This window comes from Dyadobacter crusticola DSM 16708 (genome assembly GCF_000701505.1).
Taxonomy (GTDB): domain Bacteria; phylum Bacteroidota; class Bacteroidia; order Cytophagales; family Spirosomataceae; genus Dyadobacter; species Dyadobacter crusticola.
In genome coordinates this window covers 191,917-216,729 of sequence record NZ_JNJB01000004.1, presented here as the reverse complement: position 1 = coordinate 216,729, position 24,813 = coordinate 191,917, and the positions used below count along the sequence as shown (strand labels likewise).

Genomic DNA, 24,813 nt, shown 5'->3' with positions numbered 1-24,813 from the left:
GAACACTTCATGAAAAAAGGATCTATCATAATCCTTCTTACCGCGGTCGCCGCATTCCAGCTCTCCTGCTCTGCAACTTTGCAGAAAAGGTACGATCAGCGTCACGGTACATCCACATACGATTCCGATCGTTACAGGAATACAAGAAGCACAGGTTCCGATGATTCCTATCGAAGGGATTACAGCAAGATTAACGAAGGGAGCTCCCGGGGCGCAGGTGATGCAGATTATAACCGCAACCTGGTTTTGCAATATCAGGAAATGGATAAGCTCGGCGAGGTAGTATTATATGAAATCAGTAATCTCGAAAAAAGATGGGATACCCTGATCGGTGAGTACAGATCCGCGCGTAATTCCGGAAGACAGGTTATTTCTGATCAGCTCGACCGCATTGATGAGGATCAGAAGATGCTATACAAAGCTTACACGCGGATTTACCGCGACGGAAAAAGCAACTGGCCGGCCGTAAAATCGGAAGTAGAGTCTACTTTGAACTCAGTGCGCCGGGCTGACAGGTAAGTTACCAGCCTGCGCCTTTGGTAAGCGTTTTGATCCGGCAAACGTAGCCGTCGACTGTCATGTATAAAGTACTTCCATCGCCTCCCCAGGCGCAGTTGGAAGTAAGCTCATTCATTTCAATGCGGCCCAGAAGTTTACCGCCCGGTGTCAGGATCAACATTCCGCCCGGGCCGGAAGACCATAGGTTTCCATCTTTATCCACTTTCAAGCCATCGGGTAGTCCGTTCTTGCCGGATTTGAGCAAGGGAGTAGCGTCGTATACCAATTTTCCTTTGCCAACTTTTCCATTCCCATCTACCGGATATGACATGATAATAGCTTTTTCAGGGTCGGACTGGGCTACATACAAGGTTTTACCATCGGGTGAGAAAGCGAGCCCGTTTGGTCTGCTCAGATCGGCGATCTCCTGGGTTACTGTTCCGTCTTTTGCAATTCTGTACACACCAAACTGCGCAATTTCGCGCGTCAGATCTTCGTGTTTTTTATTCAAACCGTAAGGCGGATCGGTGAAGTAGTAGCTTCCATTTGAATGCTCAACTACATCGTTTGGACTGTTAAACCGCTTACCCGAAAAACGATCAGCCAATGTAAGCTTGCCTCCGACTTGCAGCGGCATTGCCGAAATGCGCCGGTCTCCGTGTTCGCAGGATACCAGGCGGCCCTGGCTGTCGATGATCAGTCCATTGCTTCCCGGCTCGTCGCTGTAAACACCTTTACCGGTATAACCCGAAGGTTCGAGAAAAACGGAGAGCCCGCTTTTTTCTTCCCATTTGTAAACTCTATTTTTCGGCACATCAGAAAACAGCAAAAAGCCGCCTTCTTTCACCCAAACAGGGCCTTCCGACCAGTCGAAGCCGGAAGCGAGTACTTCTACTTTCGCATCTTTGGAAATCAATTTCTCTAATGCTGCATCTTCAAAAACCACCTTTCCCATTGTAGGATATTGTTTCTGGGCAAAAGCGGCATTCACGATTGTAAAGAATGCAAAAAGCCGAAAGGCGATTCTCATAGATCTGGAAGTGATTTGGCGGATTTTGATACGCAAATAAAAAGCGGGCTGCATTGCCGCAACTACTGTTCGGGACCAATAGATTCGGCGGGAATGAGCTCACCGGCCAGAATCAGGCTTGCGTAGGGCGCCAGCTGGCCTCCTGTGAAATCGCCCGCGATTTTAGGATCATTTGTAAAAAGTACCTCGCGCATATCCCGTAGCAGCGGCGGTATCCTGATATTTTTAGTTGAGCCACTCAGATTATGAATGACCAGTATCGGGCGTGCAGGATGCGGCCGCAGATATGCAAGTAGCTGTTCGTCAAACAGATTTACAGATGAAAGATTCGGGTTAAGGACCTGCGACAGGGCAGGCTCGGCTTTACGAAGGTGGATCAGCTTACGATAATGGTGATAAATGGAATGCGGATCGGCGACTTGCCGGGACAATGGAACAACAGTTTCCTTGATAGTGAATTTTGCATTGATCCAGCTTGTCGTACCTGGTTCTTCTTCCGGGCTTTCCGACCACAGAAAAGGCTCGCGGATATGCGGGTCGGGCTTGGAGCCCAGCATACCGATCTCCTCTCCATAATATATGTAAGGCTGGCCGGGTAGGGTTAGCAAGATGCTGGCCGCCAGCTTTATCTTTTCGGGATGATTTACTACAACACTTCCTATCCGCTCCTGATCGTGGTTGGTCAGCATAGTAGCATCTATGAAGAACGGGTTGTATTCTGCGAAAAGCGCGTAGCTCGCATTGAGCTTTTCGACCAGGTCTTCGTCTTGTTCCTGCACCAGCATGCGCTGCAATGCAAAACTCAGATCAAAGTGGAAAGTGGCGTCGAGGTGCTTGAAGTATGGCGCGACTTCTTCCGTTTCGGCCCAAACTTCACCAACTGTAAATGCATTCGGATTGCTTTTTTTGATCAGACTGGCAAAAAAGTCCCAGAATTCAAGACTATGTTCTTTCTCCCACTCCGGGAAAATGTGCCGGGCTGCATCCAGACGAAAGCCATCTACCCCGATTTCTACCAACCAGAAATGGATGATTTTTTCCAGTTCTGAGCGAAGTGCAGTCGAGTGGTAATTGAGATCGGGCATACCTTTGTAAAACAAGCCGTAATATTTTTCCTGATCTCCTGCGTTTTCATGCCAGGGATATACCACCTGCGAATCGTCCGAAGTTTCACGGCGGGAAATACCCAGCGCGTCAATTTGCGGTGGTGTCATCCACCAGTAAAACTGACGGAACCGGTTATCGGGACTTTTGCGCGCTTCGGTAAACCATGGATGGAGCGTGCTGGTGTGGTTAACAATCAGGTCGAGGTATATTTCGATCTTTCGTTTGTGTGCTTCGTAAAGCAACCGCCTGAAATCGTAGATGGTACCATATTCAGGCTCAATGGAGAAATAATCGACAACATCGTACTTGTGGTAGCTCGGCGAGGGATGAATGGGAGTGAGCCAGATCGCCTCAATGCCAAGATCGGCAAGGTAATCCAGCTTGGATATAATGCCTTTCAGGTCACCGATCCCGTCTTCATTCGAATCGCAAAAAGAGCGGACGAAAATCTCATAACAAACCCGGGGAATAAATCTTGATCTGTCGGCAATCATTGAGCGTTTTTAATCCCTGAAAAAGGGTTTCAGCTTCTGGTATACAATGTGAACAGGCAGGCCCATAATCGTGTAAAAAGAACCTTCGATTTTTTCGATGGCCGTCATTCCGATCCATTCCTGTACGCCGTAAGCACCTGCTTTATCAAACGGTTTGCATAGCTCAATATAATAGGTTATTTCCGAATCTTCGAGCTTGCGGAAATAAACTGTTGCTACGTCCGACACGGTTTCCAGCACATTGTCCGCAAGGATGCTCACCGCTGTGACCACATCATGTTTTTTCCCCGACAACAATTTCAGCATTTCGTAAGCTTCTGCTTCATCTGCGGGTTTGCCCAGAATGCGGTTATCTGCCACTACCACGGTATCTGCGGTCAAAACAAGGTCTCCCGGCCGTTTTCCCCTGAATACCTCCGCTTTTGCACCAGAAATGTAGCCGGCAACTTCGTGCGTGGGCAAATCGGCCGGGAAGCTTTCATCGATGGACAATACATCTACTTCGAAATGGAAGCCGAGGTCATTTAGCAGCTGTTTTCTGCGGGGCGAATTCGATGCGAGGATTAGTGGTTTTTGGAGGTAAATCATTAATATTTAGATATATAAATGTTCTAAAAACGATTTTGGGATAAATATTTTAAGCTGTGAGGAACTATCCCAGGATAAATAGATGTTACAACATTAAATGTACATACATTATTATTTGCATTAACAGCAAGACACCATGTCAATTGAAACTGATATCAAACAAAAAAAATTTCGGAGCCCGTACCAGCGGCTTGCGCTGAACTTGATTTACACGACCAATTGGCTGGAATACAAGCAACTTGAATTTTTCAAAAGCCACGATATCACACCTCAGCAGTACAATGTACTCCGCATTCTGCGCGGGCAGGGTACCACGCCGATCAAGGTTAGTGATATTACGGAGCGTATGCTCGACCGCAACTCGAACACGTCGAGACTTGTGGATAAGCTGCTCGCCAAAAACCTGGCAAAGCGCAGCTCCTGCGAAAAGGACAGGCGGGCTGTGGATGTGGTGATCACTGAGGAAGGGCTGCGGCTGCTTACAGAACTGGACCCTTACGTGGATCAATGGGAAGACAGGTTCAACATCATTACACCCGAGGAAGCAGATCAGATCAGTGCATTGCTTGATAAGGTCAGGGAAGCCGAACAATAATTTTCACTCAAAACAATAATCACAATAAACAATTCAATTTAATTTACGATGAAAACTACAATGAAATCAGTGAAATTTTTCTGTGCATCACTTGCCGTTGCTGCATTTGTTTCCGCTTCTGTGTCTGCTGAGGACGGCAAAAAAGCCACTAACCTGAAAGTAAACACTGCCAAAAGCGAACTTATTTGGGTAGGAAAGAAAGTAACAGGCGAGCATACAGGAAAAATCGCATTGAAAGAAGGTACGATTATTATGGATGGTGCTAAATTGACGGGTGGCAAATTTGTGGCCGACCTGACCAGCATTACTAATACTGACCTTACTGACAAAGAATACAATGGAAAACTGATCGGTCACTTGAAATCTGACGATTTCTTTTCAGTTGAAAAGCACCCAACCGCTACTTTTGTAGTAACAAAAGCTGCACCGAAGTCTGCTGGTGTTTACGACGTGACGGGAGATTTGACAATCAAAGGAATTACCAAGCCTGTTACTTTCCCGGTAACTGTTAAGACAACTGCAAATGGCGCGGAGGCAACTGGTAAAATGGTAGTTGACCGTTCTAAATACGATATCAAATACAACTCTAAATCATTTTTCGAGAACTTAGGCGACAAAATGATCAATGATGATTTCACAATTGACGTGAAATTGGTTGCAGCGAAATAATTTTTCATGGCTAATAATAATCTGGTAAAGCCTGTCCGTTTGTGACAGGCTTTCCTTTTTTACAGGTTGTTTTCCCTGTAAGCCGGAAAATCGTCCATAAAGCTGATCTGTCCGTCCACAGCTTTGAAACAATAATGGCTCATGCCATTTGTGACAGCCAGGAACTGCGGCTGGATGGTGAAATTGTACCTGCTGATCTGCGCGAAAGTTGCCTCCGTGAGGGGTATAAATGGAGCCTTGCATTCTACCAGCAAGAAGGGAAGAGAATTGGACGACAGGATCATGATATCCGTCCTTTTGGCAAGAGAATTGTATTGCATGCCGGTTTCCACGGCGAACAGTGATTTGGGATAGCCGTAGTGCGTAATCAGCAAATGAATGAAATGCTGGCGCACCCATTCCTCGGGCGTGAGGGTTACGAATTTCCTGCGTATAATGTCGAAAATATGCGGTTTCCCATTAACCTGTTTAACTTTATAGGCAAATGCGGGGAGGTTCAAGGATTCCATAAAACGAAGATACGCATCCCTGCAAACCCAGCCAATTAACTGTCTGAATTCATGACTACCAAAGAGCAAATCGTCGAAAACTGGCTTCCACGGTATACGGGAACGCCGGTAGAGGATTTTGGGAGCTATATCCTGCTGACCAATTTCGGGAACTATGTGACCATGTTTGCGGAAAAGTTTGATGTGCCCGTGAAGGGACACGGACGCGCCATGCAAACTGCCACTGCCAAAGATATCACCATCATCAATTTCGGAATGGGAAGCCCGATGGCGGCTACTGTAATGGATTTGCTTTCCGCGATCAACCCGAAAGCTGTATTGTTTTTAGGTAAATGCGGGGGGCTGAAAAAGACGCAGGTAGGAGACCTGATCCTCCCGATCGCGGCAATTCGCGGAGAAGGTACGAGTGACGATTATATGCCTCCCGAAATTCCTGCATTACCTTCTTTCCGGCTGCAAAGTACGGTTTCGGCCAGTATCAAAAAACACAAAATGGATTACTGGACAGGTACAGTTTACACCACCAACCGCAGGATCTGGGAACACGATGATGAGTTTAAAGAATACCTGCGCGCGATCCGGGCCATGGCGATAGATATGGAAACTGCGACGATTTTTATTGTCGGATTTGCCAACTCCATTCCGCACGGCGCACTGTTGCTTGTTTCTGATAATCCATTGGTGCCTGAGGGCGTGAAAACGGAAGAGAGCGATAAGAAAGTAACAACCAACTTTGTTAAAAAACACCTTGAAATCGGCATTGAAGCTTTGACAGAACTGGCACGTTCAGGAGAGTCTGTGAAGCATATGCGATTTGAAAACTAGAATTTGCGGATCAAAATGGAGAACCAAACATTATACGAACGCATCGGCGGCGATGCAGCTCTTAGAACGCTGACAGATAACTTTTACGACCTTGTTTTCAGCCACGAGCTTATTTCACGGCTATTTAAAACCGATAAGGATCTGATCAAGGAAAAGCAACGGTTGTTTTTGACACAGTTTTTGGGCGGTCCGCAGCTTTATTCGGAAGTATACGGACACCCGATGATGCGCGCCCGCCACATGCCGCATACCATTACGGAGGACGACGCAGTAGCCTGGCTGCAATGCATGTCTGCCGCAGTAGGGAAGCTGCCGATCAGCAACGAGCTGAAAGACGAGCTATTTGACCGGTTCCCGAGGACTGCGTTTTTTATGGTGAATAGTTGAGGAGAGCTGCGCCTCGCGCTACTTTAATGCTTGACCTTCCGGCGTGATTTCCTTCACCCTTATCTTCTATGGATAATGTTCTCGATCTCCCTTAGAACATCACTAAGCGAAATATCGTGACTCGGTTCGGCTTCTCCTGTGCTTAAGTGTTTATGGTGGGGGAAGGTTTGCAAGTTTGGAAAGTGTGGGGCATTGTCCCAGCGCATGATCAAATTCCCTGATTTTTTTTGCCAGCGAAATGCATATTTGCGCCTGCTTACTTCCGTAAATTCTCTGATGTATAAAATAGATTGATCTACAAAATGGGCTTCGATGTTCAAATAAAATGATTCATCGGTCTGTCTGAAATCATTAACAATGTAACTGCTGACAAGGGAGGGATTATCCAGCCATTTGAAAATCTCCATTCCTAATATCAGTTATTTTCGTAGTTACGTCAGTCAACAACTGTTGATATGCTTTCCATTCGATCAGGTCATCCCAAGCTTCGAAACTTTCTGTCTCAGCATTTTCAACTTGTTGCTCGAAAGCAAGCAAATCCGCATTGTATTTCTTCTCCAGCAAGGAGATTTTTTCAGCATAAACCTGCTTTTGAGACAAGTAGTCCAAAAGTACCCAATTGCCGATTTGTTTTTTGCTTAGTGTTAGCATGATATTTAATTTAGGCTTAAAACAAATTTAATTATTACTTATAAGTAAACAAGTTACGCCCGGAAATGTTACATGACCAGACTTTTGCACTTTGTAATGCGAAAGGAGGCTGTCAAAGAACCCTTACAAGTAACTTTTCCGCGCTGGCACGGGCAAAACAAGAAAATATTACCTTTGCCGCATGAATTTCAAAGAGCAATTATCCGGCTATCCGATATTGGAGATTGTGGCGAAAGCTGCGGCTGAGCTGGGTGTGGAAGCGTATGTGATCGGTGGTTTTGTAAGGGACCTGATACTCAAAAGAAACAGCAAGGATATTGATATTGTTTGCATTGGCAGCGGGATCGAGCTCGCTGAACTGGTCGCCAGCCAGCTTGGCCCCGATGTTTTTGTAAGTGTTTACCGCAATTTCGGAACTGCCCAGATCCGCCAGGGCGACCTGGAAATAGAATTTGTGGGCGCGCGCAAAGAATCCTACCGCGCCGATTCCCGCAAACCGGCTGTTGAAGACGGTACTCTGGCCGACGATCAGAACAGGCGTGATTTCACCATTAATGCAATGGGGATCAGCTTGAAAAATGGTACGTTCGGAGATCTCATTGATCCGTTTGAGGGAGTTAAAGATCTTAAAAAGAAGATTATCCGTACACCCCTTGGACCTGAAATCACCTTTTCCGACGATCCATTGCGGATGATGCGCGCAATCCGTTTTGCAAGCCAGCTCAATTTCGACATTGAAGCAGATACCTTCGATGCGATCGTGAAAATGAAGGACCGGATCTCCATTGTTTCCATGGAGCGGATTTCCGATGAACTTAACAAGATCATTCTTTCCAAAACACCTTCCTACGGCTTCAAACTGCTGTTCCACGCAGGATTGCTTCACATTATTTTCCCTGAAATGATCGAGCTCCAAGGCGTGGAAAACATTGAGGGGAAGGGGCACAAGGATAATTTTTACCACACATTGCAGGTTCTCGATAATGTTTCTCAGCACACAGACGACCTTTGGCTGCGCTGGGCGGCGATCCTGCACGATATTGCCAAGCCGGCTACCAAGAAGTTTGATAAAAAGATAGGCTGGTCATTTCACAATCACGAGGAAGTCGGCGCGAGGATGGTTCCCGTCATTTTCCGCCGAATGAAGTTGCCCCTTAATGAAAAGATGCGGTTTGTCAAAAAGCTGGTAAGGCTGCATTTGAGGCCCATTGTGTTGTCTAAAGAAGAAATTACCGACTCCGCAATGCGTCGCCTGCTCGTGGAAGCAGGAGAAGATATAGAAGCATTAATGAAGCTTTGCCGGGCAGATATTACCTCAAAGAATCCCGAAAAAGTAAAGAAGTACCTGCACAATTTTGATCTCGTTGAGCAAAAGCTGAAAGACCTTGAAGAGCGGGACAAGCTGCGCAATTTCCAGCCCGTGATCACCGGTGAAATGATTATGCAGACTTTCGGTCTTAAACCGGCCAAGGAAGTAGGTATCATCAAGGAATTGGTAAGAGAAGCGATCCTGGAAGGCACCATTCCCAATGAATACGAACCAGCTTACGCTTTCATGGTTGAAGAGGGTAAGAAAATGGGTCTTTCCGTGCAATGATCCGGTACGTATTTTGCTAGCATAAGGCACTAATTTATATTTTTACCAAAACATCTTCTCTTTCACCACCCCAATGGAAAATACCCAGTTCAAGCGGTTCTTCGGCGCGCTTTTAACAATTCTCGGCATTTCAGTACTTCTTTTTGCCTGCATCGCATTCCTGTCCGACAAGCCCGTGCTTGGGCTCACAGTATCGAAATGGGAGTCGGTAGTGCCTTTTCTGGTTGGTACCGTATTCCTGCTCACAGGTGTGAACCTCGTAAAAGGCTAAACAGCCCGCACCAATCCGGCGCCTACTGTGCATTCAAGGCACTTTTTGGGCATACAATAGATATTATACCACTCAATCAGCGCCTGGGAATCGGCAGATGTTTTCACCTGCATTCCCAGCGTCGCCCATTCTCTTGTGATCCGGTTGCTTTCCGACGGTAGTTGTGAAAGCCAGTAAATCGCTTTATCCAGCAACTCCGGCTGGTTTCTGTGCTTCGAATAGGCCACCAGCACAGGAATAATCCCATTGATAATCAGCAGCGAGGCTGCATCTTTTCCCATTGCAGGCACAGGCGCCGCCGACTTTTTGTCAAACACATAATGCTGCGTCCAGTAATCCGACTGACGAAGATGAAAAAGTTGTTGCAGGTCAGAAAAGGATTCGAGCGAGATGATTTGTGAAAACAGGGTGCATTCGGCACTCAGGAGCTGCGCCAGCTGAGAGATCCGGATTGTAGGGAATCCCGCTGGGCGAAGACGCGCATATTTCCATTCGTGTGCATTCATCTGCTGCCCGGTCAGCTTGTATTTTGAGCCCAAAAACCTGAATTCCTGCTGCAGCATCCGGACATAAACATCTTCCGACCGCTCCGGGATCAATCCTGCGGTGCCGAAAAGAATGGCTTCAATTTGCAGCGGCCGGTCGCGATGCTTCCGGAGAATTTTCCAGGGAACAATCTGCATCAATCGCAAAAATGCCGGATCGTTCAGTTTGAAGCCGAAGTGCTTTCCCAGCCACTGGTAGGCAGTCTGATCCCAGTCATTCTTGTTCACTTCCAGCAGAGCGGCTACTTCGCCGGCCTTTCTGCTGAGCCTTTCCAGAAGAACCCGGTCGAGCATGGCGAACTTATGTATCTCATGGATTTTGTCAAAAAGCGCATGACACGGAATTCCTTCGTGCGCGTCCTGCAGCAGACTGTACCTTTGCAATACCGAATCTTTGATCAATCCTTTGAGTGATAAAGTTGGCACGAGCGTACCGTCCTGCCGGATAATCGGCTTGTCATTTTCCCAAACCACATGCAGTATCACACTTTCATAAGCAGGATTGATTTCGTGCGCGTGCATGAACCAGTCCGACGATCTCACATGGACTTCAATGCTCCCATACCAGTGAACACCATCCAGCACCACGCCGGCTTCCAGGAAATCGGGACCAGCATTGGTGTTTCTGTAACCGGTGCGGATCACCGAAATGCTTAAATTTTCATCTGTAAGCAAGTTTGCGGAATCAAAATATTGAAAGCGCCAAACAAAACTCAGGATCTCTTCATTCATAGGACAGCTGTACGGGACGGATAAATAATGGTTTTGATTTCTTTGTCTAAACCTGATTAGTTTCTGTTCTTTGTACGCTCAATTTGTCCGTTGGTTTCTGTTTGTTGAAGTGAAAAGTTTTATGCTCCGCCGTTTGCAGTTCATTGCGCTGAGAATTTTGATTTTGTTTTTCGGAGTTTCTATTATTTGGGTAGTGATTCTCAGGTTTGTACCGGTTTGGGTTACGCCCTATATGCTTTCACGAAAAATCGAGGCATTCAAAGCCGACGAGGATACCGAGCTTTTTCACGATTGGGAACCCTACGAGAATATTTCGAAAGAAGTGGCTTTGGCAGTAGTTGCTTCGGAGGATCAGAACTTTCCAAAGCATTGGGGATTCGATTTTGATCAGATTTACAATGCAGTCACCGAAAAACGCAAACGTGCACGCGGAGCGAGTACCATTTCGCAGCAAGTCGCTAAAAATGTTTTTCTGTGGCACGGAAGAAGTTATCTCAGAAAGGGACTCGAAGCTTATTTTACAGTGCTGATCGAGTTGATCTGGGACAAAGAGCGCATTCTTGAAGTATATCTCAATGTGGCCGAAATGGGAGAAATGACATTCGGCGTGGAAGCTGCCTCGCTGCGTTTCTACAACAAATCAGCGAAGAAGCTAACACGCTATGAAGCGGCAAGAATAGCCGCCGTACTTCCCAATCCGATCAAATTTTCAATCAAAAATCCCTCTGCTTACGTCAACAGGCGCACGGGCCAGATCGTCAGACAAATGCGTTACCTCGGCGGACAGAAGTATATCGAAAATCTGTAGATAGCAGTTTTACAGTGTGTTCCTCAATTTAGATCAGGAATTAACAAGTGTCACGGCAGTTCCGACCCGGATTGTGTTGTGGATTTCGGCGATGCGGTTTGTATGTTCAATCAGGTCCTCAATGATGTTTTTCGGGGAATCCGAAATAACCTTCACCGTGTATTGAAAATTACTCCCCGGTTCACCTTCCGCACCGAAATCTGCTGTACAGTTAACCTCTACGCCTGAAACAGATATGTTGCTTTTAGCTGCTTCTCTGTAAATATCATTGCAAAAACACGTCGCGAGTGCCAGTAACAGCATTTCACCTCCGTTAACAGCCGACCCGTAACCGGTAGGCTTCGGCGGTATCTGAACGTTCCTGGCCGCTCCATTAGTCGCTACTTCCAGGTGGTGTTCGTTCAAACTATTTTTAAGCGTGGCTGAAATTTTCATAGCGAATGAGATTTAGTTTTTGCTTTTAAATGGATTCAAAGCATCTCCAAAATGTCCGACCAACCTACTCTGACCATTCCCGCAGGCACAGGATCTGTCGCATTCGTAACCTGCAAGCTGAGACTTTCGCGACCGATGTTATTCTTCGCCAGCTTCTCCCAATCGTGCAGGAATATTTGTTTGAAATAATCAGTAAGCTCTTCATCTTCAAATAACAAGCTCGCGTCCCTATTTACAGATACCCCGTCGTTCGACCAGTTCTGGCTCCCGATCAGCACTTTTTTTCCATCCACCATTATTCCTTTGGTGTGACATTTGTCGTGCATTCGGATCTTCATCGGATCAAATCCGAGCTCAACAAGTGCTTCCAGGTTTTTGCGGGCTTCGGAAGCGATGAAGTTTCTAAAAATAATCCTGACATCAACGCCTTCCTGCTGCTTGTGCAATACAGCATCGGTCAATTGCCGCAGCTTCTCGTGCATTGGCTTAGGCGCATTGAAGGTTTGATTTTGGATAAAAAGCTCCTCGGTTGCCGATTGTACCAATGCGAGCACCTCTTCAAAATAGTTGTCGGGTGATAAAAGCGGGGTTACTGTAAATTCCCTCTCTGCATGGAAAGGCGCGAAAGATTGGTAAGAAACCGCTTCCTCCATGAAAGACGCATCTTCCAAAGCCGGGATCAGGAAGAATAGCTCCTGAACCATTGATTCCTCGGCTGGCTTGATGGTCGTTTGCTTATTATTCTCATAATCGTGCAGCAGAAACTTCTCGTAAGTCGCCGCTATCTGCTCATTTTCGACAAGTACATGCCAGTCCCGGTTATAGGTTTTTAGTAGATACGACTGTGTTGCATTTTCAAGTTTGTCCAGGTCGGGTTGGTTGGAGGATTGCCAGCTGCCGCTCGAAAGGAAAATGGACTTACCGTCACGCACTGCCGTTTTAATGTGATAACTCGAAGGTACCCAGCCGTTTTTAGTACCAATCCTCACCCACGCATTCCTGAACTTCGGCCCCAGCTGCTCACCCAGCTCCTCAACCATTTCTGCATCCTGCAAATCGTCTTTTTTAGTGCCTTCTCCGGCACTGGAACCAACCTGGATCGCCATAGTCATTTTTTCAAAAGACCCCTTCTCTGAAAGACTTGCTATCGCATTCAAAATGTGCAGCGAGCCGAAATCGTACATTCCGACGGTCAGTGATCTTTCGGTACCTTCCAGGAACGGCTGCAAGTTCCGCCAGCCTTGTTCCGGGCTCACATTTGCATTCACCTTCATAAAGCCTTGTACCTTCTTCAACTCGGCGTCGGCAGGAGGGAAGTAGCGGCTTTCAAGTGCGAAAGCAAATGGATTGATCAGGGTTTCCAGCGTCTCCGGCCCTTTTTCAAATCGGATTAAATCCTCAATCGTCGGACCGGACACTTCTATCGGGTAACCCAGCAAAGTGGCAGGCAGGGGAGAAGAGCCGCCGCGCACCAGCTCACCAATTGGTTTCCGTCTGGGTACCGTCACCACAATAGCCCGTTTGCGAGTAATCCAGCCGTTTTCGAATACATAGCCCATTCGCACATGCAATACATCGGCACGTTCGGCAAGCTCCTGCCTGGCTCTTTGCAGGATTGCGGCTTCGCTCAGCGGCTGCGGAGTTAATGCAAGCTGATCCGTGGCAGGTTGGGTAATTACCGGGTTCATAACCGAACTTGCCGCATTACCAAGCCGAAAAGTGACAGATAAGGGAACAGTCACAGTGACACTCCCGTCGGTGCTCGTCACAGCTGGAACTGATGAAAAGCTTTGCGGCCCAGTTATTTCCGGCATTTCATGATTTGATCTCGCTGTAAAAAGCTGTTGATACAAACTAGCCTCTCTGCCGGTCAGCATGCGGCTATCCATGTGTTTGAGAATAGAACTGATCCTAACTCCTTCATTGACAACCCATTTGATCTTATCCTCGCCCATTGAGCTATTCCACAAAGTACCATCTACCGCGATGATATTACCAGCCGCATCCTGCTCGTAAACACCGGAATGATGCAGCCCTACAACTTCCCATTCCTCATTGAAAACCGGCGATCCCGAAGCGCCCGGTGCGGTGTCGGTTTTGTAATGCAAAAAATCATCGAGTACATCAATCAGCTGATTTTCCCGAAGTCCGATCTGCTTCGGAAGACCGTTCGGGTGCTCTATCACATTCAGCCATTGTGAAATAATGGTTTTTCCTTCTTCCCTGATCAAAGTATTGAAACCGTACTCCGATAGAGGCCGCCCCGCGCTGCTGATCGGCGCGACAGCAACAATTGCATAGTCCAGCTCTTCGTCGGCTACGAAGAAAGTCGTCGGTTCAAGTCTGAAAAGGTCTGACGCACGTAATACCTGATTGGCGTCAAACTCATAGTTCATTTCTAATCTGGCGCCCGAAGCAGTTGCAATGTCGGGCAGTACGTGGTGATTGGTGATCATTAAAACCGGCGAGATCATAAAACCTGTTCCGTAGCCGATGATCTTGTCGGCAGTATCGGTAAGCCAAATCCTGCCGACGGTTTTAGAAAATTGAATTGCTTTGTATAAAAAAGAGATATCAACAAGATCATTGGTGCCGAGGATCCTTTCAAGACTTTTGACCTGTATTTTCTCCGCGGGTTTCTCAATTGGTTTGGGAAAGCCGCTTTCCGCAGCCATAATTTCCCTGGTGTCGGCCACACCGAAATTCCTTCTTTCCAGGAATTTTTTTACCCGTGCGGGCGAATCAATGTCAAAATATTGCTGGTGATTGATCAGCCAGATATTGCGGTCACGTTCCTTATTTCTGGTCAAAAACCTTGTTCTGGTTTTCGAAAGTTGCTTTCTAAATTCATTGTTCATACCGCTGAGTGTTAAAGTGTGGGACGTAACCTAAGTTATTCAACTATCGCGCCGGGATAGGCGGTAAGGCACTGTTTTTACTTAGCGGTAGAACACGGATCCCGTACATTTTCTTTTCCTGCCGAGATCAAATTTTTGTTAAATATTTGCGGTGAAATGGTAGCTTACTTTGATTTTTGCAACAATAACGCAGTTTTTCAAGTCGCTTACATTCTGAAAACGTAAATGGAACAAATTAGTATCCGACCCGCCAGCATAGAGGAGTTACCTGCATTGCTGGAATTTGAACAAGGCATCATCAAAGCCGAGCGCCCTTTCGACGAAACTTTTATTGCAGAAGATTTCAAATACTATGATCTCGCCAAAATGATCGAAAGTGAAGACGCAGAGGTGGTTGTAGCAGAAATCAACGGACAGCTTGTAGGTGGCGGGCACGCGCGGATTTTGCAAGCCAAACCTTACAACCGATTCGATCGCTACGCTTTTCTAGGTTTTATGTACGTGGTGCCGGAACACCGCGGGAAAGGCATTAACAAGTTGATTATCAAAAAACTCGTTGAATGGGCAAAGCAGAAAGGTTTGCCGGAGGTGCGGTTGCAGGTTTATGATGCCAATAAATCAGCAGTAGCTGCCTACGAGAAAGTTGGTTTTAAAAAGCATCTGGTAGAAATGCGTCTGACGACTGACCAGCTGCTTTAAAACCAACTTTCAATGTTGCGAGGTGCTACCATCCAAAACCATAGTCTTCACCATGGTTGCTGGACCCGCCCCAGAAGCTCCCGTGTTGCCAGTCAAAATAAATGGCATTGATCGGGCCGCTGGTCCTCGGCTGGAAAGTGGACGAATAACCCATTCGGGAGAGTTCTTTACGTGTCCAGTCGGGCATGGATTGGTTTAGGATCAGTCCGCCGGGAATTTTCTCGTGTGCACCAAAGCTGCCATACATCTGCAGAGTTTTAAAGCTGGGCGCCTCCGTCGCTTCCTGCACGGTCATACCGAATTCTACCATGTTCAAAAAGAATTGAAGCAGTAGCTGATCCTGTTCGTCGCCCGCCTGCTTGGCAAAAGACAAAAACGGCTTCCCGCCTTTCAGCGCGAGGCTGGGAGTTAGCGTGACCCGAGGCCGTTTTCCGGGCTCCACCACATTGAATGGATTTTCCCTCGGGTCCAGCACAAACGATTGCATCCGCTGGCTTAATCCCACTCCGGTATTTCCGGCAATGCACGCAGGTACCCAGCCGCCGCTGGGCGTAATGCTCACTACCCAACCTTCTTCATCCGCCGCTTCAACGGAGGTAGTGCCGGCCGTAAAATCTTTCATAAACTGCTCGCTCGGCCCATTCTCATCACGGTTCAATGCGGCGTGAAAATTGCCCCAGGATTTGAGTTGTTCAGTATATGGGTTTTTCTTGCCTTCAAAAGGATAGGGATCGCCCGGCATTGTTTTCGCGTCATTCTTCTCCCAATTGATCTGCTTAATGCGCTCTTTTGCATATTCTTTCGACAATAAACCTTTCATGGGTTCCTCGGGAGCAAATGCAGGATCGCCGTAATAGAAATCACGATCGGCGAAAGCCAGGTTCATTACCTGGTATAGCGTATGAATGTAGCGCGAAGAATTGTAGCCCATTCCTTTCAGATCAAAGTTTTCGAGCATGTTCAGCGCCTGCAACATCACGGGGCCCTGTGTCCATTGCTGCATTTTATATACTTCAATGCCTTTGTAATTGGTCATCAGCGGCTCTTCGATCTTGACTTTCCAGTTAGCCAGATCCTGCTCGGTGATCAAACCGCCTTGCTCCTGTGTTCCGCGGGCTATTTCCTTGGCGATATCTCCCCTGTAAAAGCGATCATTAGCAGCATAGATCGCCTCCTTCCTGTTTTTGCCTTTTTTCAGGGCTGTCTGTTCGGCGTCTACCAGCTTTTGCAATGTTGCGAGCAGATCTTTCTGCACGAATATCTCGCCAGCGTCGGGAGCTTCCCTGGGCTGACCTGAATGCGGAAGAAAGACTTTAGTAGAATACGGCCACTTCTTGATCTCCGCTTTATCCCGCTCGATTGCATTCGCAGTTTGTCCCTCAATGGGATAACCCTCCGCCATTTGCATCGCCGGCCCCAGCACTTCTTTGAGGCTCATTGTGCCATATTCTGCCAGCATGGTCATCAACCCTCCCGGCGTACCAGGCGTAGTCGCCGCAAGCGGACCATATTCCGGCGGATATTTCATCCCCTTGCTCTTGTAAAAATGAGCCGTAGCGCCGGTCGGGGCCACGCCCATCGCATTGATCGCTATGACCTTTTTGGTTTTCGGGTTGTATATCAATGCCTGCGTTTCTCCTCCCCAGCTCAGTACGTCCCACATGGTGCAGGTAGCCGCCAGCATCGCGCAGGATGCATCAACTGCATTTCCGCCTTTGCTGAAAATCATAGCCCCCGCCGTCGCCGCCAGCGGCTTACCCGTAATCCCCATCCAATGTTTACCATGCAGCGGCGGCTTTTGCGTCGTGACCGGGAAATTGTTGAAAGACTGTCCGCGGGCGGTAAAGGTCGAAACAGTAAGTGCAAGCGTTGAAAGTAGGAGTCTTATTTTCATAGGTGGTTATCTGGTATCAGGAAGTGAGTATTTTATAATCGGTTTGTTAAAACATAGATTGGTAAATGCCATTAAGGCAAAATATACTCAATGTTGAATCTAAGATATTATAATAAGAATGGGGAATATCTGGTGGATGTAAAATTTGCCTCATATGCTGAAAGCAGGTGAACGTAATTTAATCTTTCCAACGATACCGATTCCTTATATACGCAAACCTGTGACAAATTTTTCTCATTATTGACATTCTACGGGCTACCTATATTTGGTATATTGCTCTAGAACTCCCGACCGGCTTTCGGGACCACTTCATCAATTTAAAAACAATGGCACAGTTCAAAATTCTTTCTTCCAACTTTTATGTCAGCACGATGGTTGAACACGGAACGCTTGCTTTTTTCCTCGACGGAAACCAGATCATCAGCGCCCGCGATTCCATCGATACCAAGGAAATGATACTGGATAAAGGCAAGCACGAGTACCAGTGGCAGGTGAATGGAAAGGATAACCTGACGAGGTACTCTGTCCGCATGACCAGCAACGGGGTTTCTGTACCCGGTACCGGCGTCGGTCCTCGCACTTTGAAGGGCGGCGATACTGATTTCAGCGGCGGAGAGTTTCACATTAGTTAACCAGCGCCACCAATGAAGCAAATACTACGCATCGTGCTGTTCATCGGCAGCTTTGTCATGCCGCTAAGTGGAATCCTGATGGCGCAGGACAAGGATGATTTTGCCAAGATCTCGCCGGATTCTGCAAGTAAAAAGCTGAATGAAAAGCTGCAATCCAATATCGCAGCCAGCAATACCGGGGCGGTCAGTAACCTGCCAAGCATTAGTTTGAGCTCGATCTTCTCCGATACCCAGGCCGAAGCCAAGTTTTCCATTGCTTCGGGAAAGAGCATGTTTAATGTTGCATTGTCACAGGCGTTCTCGGAGAAACCCAAAACAGCAACTTTCCTTGATATCGAAGGCATTACTACCGGGACCACATTCTCCGTCGGTTGGCAAAAAACAATCGGGCGAACTCCTGTTCCCAAAAAATTGCCGATTCGGGATATGGCGAAATTCAATGCAGTTAAGCAAAAAACCCGGACACGAAAGGGCATTGATCCAGCCAGTGACGTGACTTACCTGGATATGGATGACGCCGAAAAGAAGGAGTTGATCGAAGGCGGTGCGCTGGATTTGGATGCATTTGCCTCGCCCTTCATCTTCACTGCCCGTTTCAGCGCCAGCAGGGTTGCATTTAATTACATTACCGACTCACTGGCATTGCAACCTTCGCAGGCGACGCGCGTGGGGAAAAACTTCAATGTTGCAATTTCTAAGTTCAAGAGCCTTGATACTTACTTTTCACTGTCTTACAGCTTTGTAATCAATTATTCCAGCGGAAGCGAGGTTCTGAATTACAATTTCCCTGTCGGAACTGCCGGGCATTCATTCAGCTCGGAGGTAACGCTCGGAAAACCTGTAAGGGCAAATGATTCAAGGATCAAAGGCGAGTTCCGACAGCTGATCCGCCGCAACTATGTCCCCGTCCTGGGCCTGAACCCAAGCGTTACCTGGATTGTCAAAAGTGAAAAAATGAACATCGACATTCCCGTTTATTTCATTACAAAACGCGAAAACGGAGAATTCAACGGCTTACAAGCCGGGCTGAAAATAGGCTACACAAGCCGGTTCGACGACCATTTCCTGGGTGATATCATTAATCTGAAATCCCAAAAAATCTACTTCGGCCTGTTCGTCACCAAACCCTTTTCGGTGCGGTAGGGTGCTTCGACGGCTCTAAGCATGACAAGGTACTTCCCCTTTCTTCCCTTCGTCCTTTCCTCCATCCTCCCTTTCCTCCGTCGTTAAAACAACGCCGCTTGCACAAACTGTGCTTGGGCAAGGCCTTGCAAGGGGAAGCGTTCTACGATTTGAAATTTGTCGCCTTTTACGAGGGATCTTCGGAGCAGCTGCATTTCAGTTACAGGGAAACTCGCGGCGAACTTTTGGTATTTCCATTCAAACCAGGCTTGTTCCAGCTGTTTGTTGCTCATGTTCCGTGCGATCGTATAGTGTGGGTCGGTGCAGTACTCGTGCTCGGCAGGTGACCATTGCTGAATGTGTTTGTCGATATCCGCTTTCAGCTTTTTCACTATTCCCAAAACATGGTGCGACACCCGGTCTTCCACATCGATGTACATCGTACCATGCTCATATTTATTGAAACCACTTAATGTCATTTCAAAAGGATCGGTCGTCCTGGCAATCTTCCGGCAACCCTGGACCACACGATCTATTTTGCTTTGGTGAATGATGCATTGCATCAGTGTCATGTGTGGTGTAAGATTAGCCGCATACTGGCAACCGTAGCGCCGCTCAAAAAACTGCTTTACACTTGCAATGTGCGCTTTCGTAACCTCGTCGCAAGAGAAGATCAGCAGGTATTCCAGCATGTGGTGCCGGATATTTGTAAGTGTACTGGGATGGTTATTGTTGATGTGAATACTTTTCATCTTACAGTTTGTTGAATGTCAGTGACTAGTAACATTACAAAAGTAAGGATGGTATAATAAGTATCAAAATTTTGATCTCAAAAATATCATTTATTTTTGAGAATCTGCTTTATAGCTAAGTATTGTGGGAATCCGCTGCCCCTCAGTACATTATACGCACAGTTGGCAAGTGAAATTCGCCGGCAGCTCAGCAGGCTACCGAGCCTTGTTCCAAACGCTGCATAATCTCTTGTAATGACTTGATCGTTAGTGGCTTTACTATCAGATCCTGTACTTCCCGCAGTGATCTTGCCTTTTCAAAATCTTCTTCGTCATTCGATGAGCTTACAAGGAATATGTTTACCTTTTTTGGAAGCGAAGGAAGCAGCTTGCTCACAGCGTCGAGAAACTGCCAGCCGTCAAGTACGGGCATATTGAGGTCCAGGAGGATCAGGTCGGGCAACTGGCCGGGATCGCCGAGGTTTTCCACAAAAGCATCAATGGCGGCCTGCCCATTATTAAAGTAAGAAGTCTCCTCTGCAATGCCGGCGCGATTGATGATGATTTTAATGGCGAATCTGTAAATCTCGTCATCGTCAACTACCCACAACTTGTTAACCTTGTTCATTGAAAATCAATTTAAATGCTGTTCCTTTTCCCGGCGTACTTTCCACTTCAATATGGCCGCCCTGTGATTCTATCTGCGTTTTGACAAGGAATAACCCCACACCATGTGCGTCCTTGCGATTGTGAAAAGTCTTGTAAAGACCGAATATTTTTTTTCTGTGCAGTTCCAGGTCAATCCCCAATCCATTATCCCGGCATTCCAGTACTGTTTTTCCATCCTGGTTCTTGTATGATCTGAGGACAATCCGCAGCTGCTCGGCGGGATTTCTGTATTTGACTGTGTTGGATACAAGGTTTGTGACGATACTTTCGAGATATACTCTTGGAAAAAGCACGGTTTGTTCCTTGTATTCGATAGAAACGTCTGCACTGTTCACCTCCAGATCAGTTGCGAAAATGTTCAGTACCTTTTCGGTGATCGTGTGCAGATCAAGAACTTCGCTTTGGACCACACTATCCTTGATTTTGATCGCTTTTGACAGATCTTCCAATGTGGCATTCAGTCCATTGGACACATCTTTCATTTTGTCAAAAAGCTGCGCATTCTCCTCGTCGAGCTTTTCGGAATCGATGAGCGTCGAAAGCAGCACCATGTTGCTGGCGTGGTTGCGGATATTGTGCGAGAGGATATGGGTAAAATTTTTGAGCTGCTCATTGTTTCGGGTCGTGATTTCCAGGGACTTACTTAGTGCCAGCTCTGCATTTTTGTACCTCCCGATGTTCATGAAAATACCGCGCAGCTTCGTCACTTTTCCATTTTCGTCGTACAGCGGCCGCCCCGTTGATCTTACCCACACCGATTTCCCGGTTAGCGTAGTCGCAATCAGTTCCTGGTCCCATTCTACGCCGTGCGCAATCGCATTATTTACCGCCTCATTAGCAATTGCGCGAAACGATTCCTGAACGTGGCTGTATAGACTGAGCTCATTGAGCGGGTAATCTTCCGGAAGTTCAAGGATATCGTAAACCGTTTTCGACCACGTTCGCTTCTTGGTCACCAGATCGGTCTCCCAGCCGCCAACTTCGCTGATCCTGCCTGCTTCGGACAACAGGAACTCGCTGGCGGCAAGCTTCTCTTCCACAATCTTACGTTTCTCAATCTCCGTTTCATATTCTTCCACAGAGCGCATGCTCAGGACTTTCGGAAGAGTTTTGTACAATGCGTAAACCGTAATAAAGGATACAATTGCTGTTGCGAAGCGAACCAGCGCGCTGAAACGGTAAATGGGCCACCAGAAAATGCCCGCGTCGATCAGGTGCGTCAGTCCGCAGAGGAGGATAAATGCGACAAACAGTAAGAATACGCTGTAAAAGGGTATATCCTTTTTTCTTCGCAGCAATGCGAGCAGTAGAACAGAAATAGCAAAGTAAGCTGCCCAGATTCCGACGTCGGAAATAATATACAGCCAGCCGTGAAAATCAGACCAATTACCGCAGTACCAGCGTGCCGGCCAGTCGTTTGTGGCAAATAGATTGGAGACGAATCCGGAAACCTGCTCAGCAATCGGAATTTCTGCTTTTTGAATAGCAGTGTTGCTTTTGCATACTGTGATACCTGCTAATTCATTTGCAAGTAGCTGTGCGCTATCAGGTTTCAAGGTTAAGTATAGAGGGTTGCGTTGGGAACGTCAAGATAAAGCTTTGTTGACAAAGATCAATTTTCACTTCATGGATTTTGTAAAATATTGCATAGAAGGAAAGAAATATTTTTTACGACTATATGCGTAATCTGCTGAATAAGAGGTTGATCAATATTTGTCCGTTTTGTAAAACTAGTTGTAATATTTACGACGGCGCGACGTTGGCGTTTGTAACCGCTTGTACAAATCTTCAACTTTAATCTTTTTAACCATGATGAAAAGGTTGCTTCTGCTCAGCCCCTTCGTGCTTATCTGCACCGAGCTAATTGCCCAAAGTTTCGATACCCTGAGAATTCCGTACGGCCAGCCTGACATTCTAAGCATAGTCCCTGATGCCCGGACCGGCGCAATGGGCTATGGCGGTGTCGCTCTGAGTGCCGACGCGAATGCCACTTACATTAATCCATCTAAGCTCGCCAGCGCGGAAAAGGATTTCGGTGCTTCGGCTTCTTATTTCCGCTGGCTGCCGGCGCTTCTAGACGGTTACTGGGTCGGCTATGCAAGTGCTTACAAGAAGTTGGGTGAAAAGCAGGCTATCGCTGCTTCTGTCCAGTATTTCAACTATGAAAGGTGGCAGCTCAATGGAGCTACAAAGCAGGCGGAAGACCTGGCTATCAGCGCAAGCTATTCCCGGCAGCTCGGGAAAAACTTTTCAATGGGCGCCACATTAAAATACATCAGCTCCGATATGGGTTATGCTTCTGTAAATGCAGGCACTATAAAGAAAGGGCAGTCCGTTGCGGCGGATATCAGTGCGTTTTATCGCAAACAGGTGGCCGGCGGTGAGGGTGGCGAAGATTTTAACTGGTCGCTCGGGGCAATTGCATCTAATCTCGGTAACAAAATTGATTTCGGTTCAAGTGGCAAATACTTTCTTCCTGCCAAGCTCCGGATAGGTGGCGGACTTTCCTACACAGCCACAGGAAAACACCGGATCAATGTGATTGCGGATCTGAGCAAGCTGATGGTACCTACTCCGTCAGCCAGACAAAGCGGACAGGATGGTTCGGTTTTGAGAAGCGCATTAAGGTCGTTCTCGGATGCTCCCGGCGGTTTTAAGGAAGAAATCCAGGAAATAATGTTCTCTGTCGGCGCAGAATACTGGTACAATAATGTAGTCGCGCTGCGTGGCGGTTACTATGGCGAGAGCCGGCAAAAAAGGGATCAGCAGTTTGTGACAGTGGGTGCAGGTGCACGCATTTTCAGGAACTTCAATGCTGATCTCGCCTATAATTTCTCCTTAAAACAAGGGCGCTCGGTTATGGAGACGCTCCGTACAACCGTGTCATTTTATATACCCGGGAAAAAGGGCTAAGTGCAATTCACAGCACCATGGTGCAGCTTGAAAAGCTTTTGTTTCAACCTGAAAAGTAAACGTTGCGATGGGAGAAGTGGGTTGACAACTTTGCCGGGCCATGATAAAAATGATCATTACCCTCATAGTTGTCAATCTCCAACTTACCCTTGTGCCGGGCCAGACTGAATGGACCTTCGTGGCTGGGCGTGGGGAGATCCGGGTTTACAGCCGCAAAGTTTCCGGTTCCAGGATCAAAGCGCTAAAAGCGGAATGCACGATGCATGCAACCGTTGCCGAAGTAGTCGATTTGATGAAAGATATTCCTGCTACCGGCAAATGGATGTGCCACACCAAACGCTGCTACCTTTTAAAGCGGGTTTCCGAAAATGAGCTTTTTTACTATACCGAAGTAAGCCTGCCCTGGCCGCTGGATAACCGCGACTTTGTGAGCCACATGACAATTGCGGAAGATCCTGCATCGCAGGTTGTAACTGTCAATACGCCCGCTGTACCCGGCCACATACCTGTAAAAAATGGCCTGGTAAGGATTACCGGATCCGAAAGCAGGTGGACAATTACGCCGGTTGGTGATGCGAAAGTCAGGCTTGAATACATGTTGCGTGTAGATCCCGGAGGAATCATTCCGTCCCATATCGTCAACTATTTCGCTCTGCAGGCGCCATTTGAAACGTTTGATAAAATGAAAGCCCAGATCCTGGCGCGGCGCTCACGCCGGGCTGCTGATAAGTAAGTCACAAAGCTTCCTTCCTTTGAACTGTTAAATGTTGCAGCAAAGCCCGCTGGCGGATTTGGGCACACAATTTTAAGGTTCAGTCGTGAAATGTAAAACGAACATTATGGGAAAGGGTAAAGACCTGTTTGGTTATTACAATGATCTTGCAAAAGAAAAAGGCCCCGGCAGCAAGGAAAGCGCCTATGCCGGCATTTTGTTCCAGGCGCTGCTGATGGTAGGAGAGCGGCGCACCTTCGAGCTGCTGGAAGAGGCAGACGAACAAGGCAAAAAGCTTAAACTCCAATATTCCGCCAGCGGCAAAAAGGGCGACGCCCCCAGCGACGTCGTACTCGAATAGTGCTTGCTGGAATGGTTATTTAGTGAAGTGGTTTTCATCAGCAAAAACTTCCAGCAAATCATGAAAACTACATTCTTATCACTGGCATTTTTCCTTTTCACAGCATCAGGAATTGCCTTTGCACAGTCAACAACTATTTCAACTAACCCCAAAACCAAAGCAGGGGGAGATACTTCCGATGTGTCCAACAGCACACCCGGCACAGGCCGCAGTGCGACAACGGGCGACCGCAAAACAGCTGGCGGCACTGGTCACCAGAAATCCGACGACGCTACACAGCCAGGGAGAGCAACTATAGCAGGTGACCGCTCGACACCGGGTGGTGACGATGGAAACGGCGGTACTACCGGCAAAACCAAGTTGCCGGGCAAGCAAAGCCAGGGTACCAACAAAAAAGCGATTCAGGAAGGAAAAACGACGATAGCGAAAGACAGGAAACCGAAATCCGAAGCAAAAAAGGATTGATAAATACCAAATTAAA

General features: G+C 47.3%; 28 protein-coding genes. 15 read left to right on the top strand and 13 right to left on the bottom strand.

Annotation, left to right across the window (positions count from 1 at the left end; all coding sequences use genetic code 11):
* Positions 1–9 precede the first annotated feature (9 nt).
* Entirely contained in the window at positions 10–519 is a 510-nt protein-coding gene (locus Q369_RS0104450; RefSeq protein WP_031526604.1) for a hypothetical protein, read from the top strand.
* 1 nt (position 520) lies between these two features.
* On the opposite strand, the gene Q369_RS0104445 is transcribed toward Q369_RS0104450, so the two are convergent.
* From Q369_RS0104445 to Q369_RS0104435, 3 genes are all read right to left on the bottom strand, one after another.
* Positions 521–1,528, bottom strand: coding sequence for an SMP-30/gluconolactonase/LRE family protein (locus Q369_RS0104445; RefSeq protein WP_031526603.1), 1,008 nt, complete (start codon positions 1,526–1,528; stop codon positions 521–523).
* 62 nt (positions 1,529–1,590) lie between these two features.
* Entirely contained in the window at positions 1,591–3,129 is a 1,539-nt protein-coding gene (locus Q369_RS0104440; RefSeq protein WP_051663913.1) for an alpha-amylase family glycosyl hydrolase, read from the bottom strand.
* 9 nt (positions 3,130–3,138) lie between these two features.
* Positions 3,139–3,717: a Maf family protein gene (locus Q369_RS0104435; RefSeq protein WP_031526601.1), complete on the bottom strand. Its 579-nt coding sequence runs from the start codon at positions 3,715–3,717 to the stop codon at positions 3,139–3,141.
* A gap of 136 nt (positions 3,718–3,853) precedes the next feature.
* On the opposite strand from Q369_RS0104435, the gene Q369_RS0104430 reads away from it, so the two are divergent.
* Entirely contained in the window at positions 3,854–4,312 is a 459-nt protein-coding gene (locus Q369_RS0104430; protein WP_031526600.1) for a MarR family winged helix-turn-helix transcriptional regulator, read from the top strand.
* Between the two features lie 60 nt (positions 4,313–4,372).
* Positions 4,373–4,981, top strand: coding sequence for a YceI family protein (locus Q369_RS0104425; RefSeq protein WP_031526599.1), 609 nt, complete (start codon positions 4,373–4,375; stop codon positions 4,979–4,981).
* A 59-nt stretch (positions 4,982–5,040) separates the two neighbouring features.
* On the opposite strand, the gene Q369_RS0104420 is transcribed toward Q369_RS0104425, so the two are convergent.
* Positions 5,041–5,490 (bottom strand): type I restriction enzyme HsdR N-terminal domain-containing protein, encoded by a 450-nt coding sequence (locus Q369_RS0104420; protein WP_031526598.1) that lies wholly within the window; start codon positions 5,488–5,490, stop codon positions 5,041–5,043.
* A 51-nt stretch (positions 5,491–5,541) separates the two neighbouring features.
* Here Q369_RS0104420 and Q369_RS0104415 point away from each other — a divergent pair, with 51 nt between their 5' ends.
* Both Q369_RS0104415 and Q369_RS0104410 read left to right on the top strand, forming a co-directional pair.
* A complete protein-coding gene (locus Q369_RS0104415) occupies positions 5,542–6,315 on the top strand; it encodes an AMP nucleosidase (RefSeq protein WP_031526597.1) in 774 nt (257 codons plus the stop codon).
* A gap of 15 nt (positions 6,316–6,330) precedes the next feature.
* Positions 6,331–6,702: a globin domain-containing protein gene (locus Q369_RS0104410; protein WP_031526596.1), complete on the top strand. Its 372-nt coding sequence runs from the start codon at positions 6,331–6,333 to the stop codon at positions 6,700–6,702.
* 59 nt (positions 6,703–6,761) lie between these two features.
* Here Q369_RS0104410 and Q369_RS0104405 read toward each other — a convergent pair whose 3' ends face one another.
* The gene (locus tag Q369_RS0104405; protein ID WP_031526595.1) at positions 6,762–7,109 is read right to left on the bottom strand and encodes a toxin-antitoxin system TumE family protein; all 348 of its coding nucleotides are present in this window, start codon (positions 7,107–7,109) and stop codon (positions 6,762–6,764) included.
* Complete coding sequence (locus Q369_RS0104400; protein ID WP_031526594.1) at positions 7,084–7,353, bottom strand: MJ0235 family protein; 270 nt, start codon at positions 7,351–7,353, stop codon at positions 7,084–7,086. Before Q369_RS0104400 ends, Q369_RS0104405 begins: the two co-directional genes overlap by 26 nt.
* 181 nt (positions 7,354–7,534) lie before the next feature.
* On the opposite strand from Q369_RS0104400, the gene Q369_RS0104395 reads away from it, so the two are divergent.
* Both Q369_RS0104395 and Q369_RS0104390 read left to right on the top strand, forming a co-directional pair.
* Complete coding sequence (locus tag Q369_RS0104395) at positions 7,535–8,950, top strand: CCA tRNA nucleotidyltransferase (protein WP_031526593.1); 1,416 nt, start codon at positions 7,535–7,537, stop codon at positions 8,948–8,950.
* A 73-nt stretch (positions 8,951–9,023) separates the two neighbouring features.
* On the top strand, positions 9,024–9,221 hold the full coding sequence (locus tag Q369_RS0104390; RefSeq protein WP_031526592.1) for a hypothetical protein: 198 nt from the start codon (positions 9,024–9,026) through the stop codon (positions 9,219–9,221).
* On the opposite strand, the gene Q369_RS0104385 is transcribed toward Q369_RS0104390, so the two are convergent.
* On the bottom strand, positions 9,218–10,498 hold the full coding sequence (locus Q369_RS0104385; RefSeq protein ID WP_031526591.1) for a DUF2851 family protein: 1,281 nt from the start codon (positions 10,496–10,498) through the stop codon (positions 9,218–9,220). The two genes, Q369_RS0104390 and Q369_RS0104385, sit on opposite strands and share 4 nt — an antisense overlap.
* A 121-nt stretch (positions 10,499–10,619) precedes the next feature.
* Between Q369_RS0104385 and mtgA the strand changes: the two genes are divergently transcribed.
* On the top strand, positions 10,620–11,306 hold the full coding sequence (gene mtgA, locus Q369_RS0104380; RefSeq protein ID WP_031526590.1) for a monofunctional biosynthetic peptidoglycan transglycosylase: 687 nt from the start codon (positions 10,620–10,622) through the stop codon (positions 11,304–11,306).
* A 33-nt stretch (positions 11,307–11,339) separates the two neighbouring features.
* Here the strand turns inward: mtgA and Q369_RS0104375 are convergent, their stop codons facing one another.
* Together Q369_RS0104375 and Q369_RS28210 are read right to left on the bottom strand one after the other, a co-directional pair.
* Positions 11,340–11,741: an OsmC family protein gene (locus Q369_RS0104375; RefSeq protein WP_031526589.1), complete on the bottom strand. Its 402-nt coding sequence runs from the start codon at positions 11,739–11,741 to the stop codon at positions 11,340–11,342.
* Between the two features lie 35 nt (positions 11,742–11,776).
* Positions 11,777–14,599, bottom strand: a complete 2,823-nt coding sequence (locus tag Q369_RS28210) for a phospholipase D-like domain-containing protein (protein WP_051663912.1) — start codon at positions 14,597–14,599, stop codon at positions 11,777–11,779.
* Positions 14,600–14,824: 225 nt separating this feature from the next.
* Between Q369_RS28210 and Q369_RS0104365 the strand changes: the two genes are divergently transcribed.
* A complete protein-coding gene (locus Q369_RS0104365) occupies positions 14,825–15,298 on the top strand; it encodes a GNAT family N-acetyltransferase (RefSeq protein WP_031526587.1) in 474 nt (157 codons plus the stop codon).
* Positions 15,299–15,323: 25 nt separating this feature from the next.
* Here the strand turns inward: Q369_RS0104365 and Q369_RS0104360 are convergent, their stop codons facing one another.
* Positions 15,324–17,192: a gamma-glutamyltransferase family protein gene (locus tag Q369_RS0104360; RefSeq protein WP_031526586.1), complete on the bottom strand. Its 1,869-nt coding sequence runs from the start codon at positions 17,190–17,192 to the stop codon at positions 15,324–15,326.
* 326 nt (positions 17,193–17,518) lie between these two features.
* On the opposite strand from Q369_RS0104360, the gene Q369_RS0104355 reads away from it, so the two are divergent.
* Together Q369_RS0104355 and Q369_RS0104350 are read left to right on the top strand one after the other, a co-directional pair.
* Entirely contained in the window at positions 17,519–17,824 is a 306-nt protein-coding gene (locus Q369_RS0104355; RefSeq protein WP_031526585.1) for a hypothetical protein, read from the top strand.
* A gap of 12 nt (positions 17,825–17,836) precedes the next feature.
* A complete protein-coding gene (locus tag Q369_RS0104350) occupies positions 17,837–18,967 on the top strand; it encodes a hypothetical protein (RefSeq protein ID WP_031526584.1) in 1,131 nt (376 codons plus the stop codon).
* An 83-nt stretch (positions 18,968–19,050) separates the two neighbouring features.
* On the opposite strand, the gene Q369_RS0104345 is transcribed toward Q369_RS0104350, so the two are convergent.
* The 3 genes from Q369_RS0104345 to Q369_RS0104335 form a co-directional block, all read right to left on the bottom strand.
* A complete protein-coding gene (locus Q369_RS0104345) occupies positions 19,051–19,698 on the bottom strand; it encodes a 2'-5' RNA ligase family protein (protein WP_031526583.1) in 648 nt (215 codons plus the stop codon).
* Between the two features lie 187 nt (positions 19,699–19,885).
* The gene (locus Q369_RS0104340; RefSeq protein WP_031526582.1) at positions 19,886–20,305 is read right to left on the bottom strand and encodes a response regulator; all 420 of its coding nucleotides are present in this window, start codon (positions 20,303–20,305) and stop codon (positions 19,886–19,888) included.
* Positions 20,292–21,902 carry a sensor histidine kinase gene (locus tag Q369_RS0104335; RefSeq protein ID WP_031526581.1) on the bottom strand — a complete coding sequence of 537 codons (1,611 nt, stop codon included), beginning with the start codon at positions 21,900–21,902 and terminating at the stop codon, positions 20,292–20,294. Before Q369_RS0104335 ends, Q369_RS0104340 begins: the two co-directional genes overlap by 14 nt.
* A 253-nt stretch (positions 21,903–22,155) precedes the next feature.
* On the opposite strand from Q369_RS0104335, the gene porV reads away from it, so the two are divergent.
* The 4 genes from porV (at position 22,156) to Q369_RS0104315 (ending at position 24,797) form a co-directional block, all read left to right on the top strand.
* A complete protein-coding gene (gene porV, locus Q369_RS0104330) occupies positions 22,156–23,259 on the top strand; it encodes a type IX secretion system outer membrane channel protein PorV (protein WP_084165643.1) in 1,104 nt (367 codons plus the stop codon).
* A 109-nt stretch (positions 23,260–23,368) separates the two neighbouring features.
* Positions 23,369–23,992: an START domain-containing protein gene (locus tag Q369_RS0104325; RefSeq protein WP_051663932.1), complete on the top strand. Its 624-nt coding sequence runs from the start codon at positions 23,369–23,371 to the stop codon at positions 23,990–23,992.
* Positions 23,993–24,098: 106 nt separating this feature from the next.
* The gene (locus Q369_RS0104320) at positions 24,099–24,332 is read left to right on the top strand and encodes a hypothetical protein (RefSeq protein WP_031526578.1); all 234 of its coding nucleotides are present in this window, start codon (positions 24,099–24,101) and stop codon (positions 24,330–24,332) included.
* Between the two features lie 60 nt (positions 24,333–24,392).
* Positions 24,393–24,797 carry a hypothetical protein gene (locus tag Q369_RS0104315; RefSeq protein ID WP_157488036.1) on the top strand — a complete coding sequence of 135 codons (405 nt, stop codon included), beginning with the start codon at positions 24,393–24,395 and terminating at the stop codon, positions 24,795–24,797.
* Positions 24,798–24,813 lie beyond the last annotated feature (16 nt).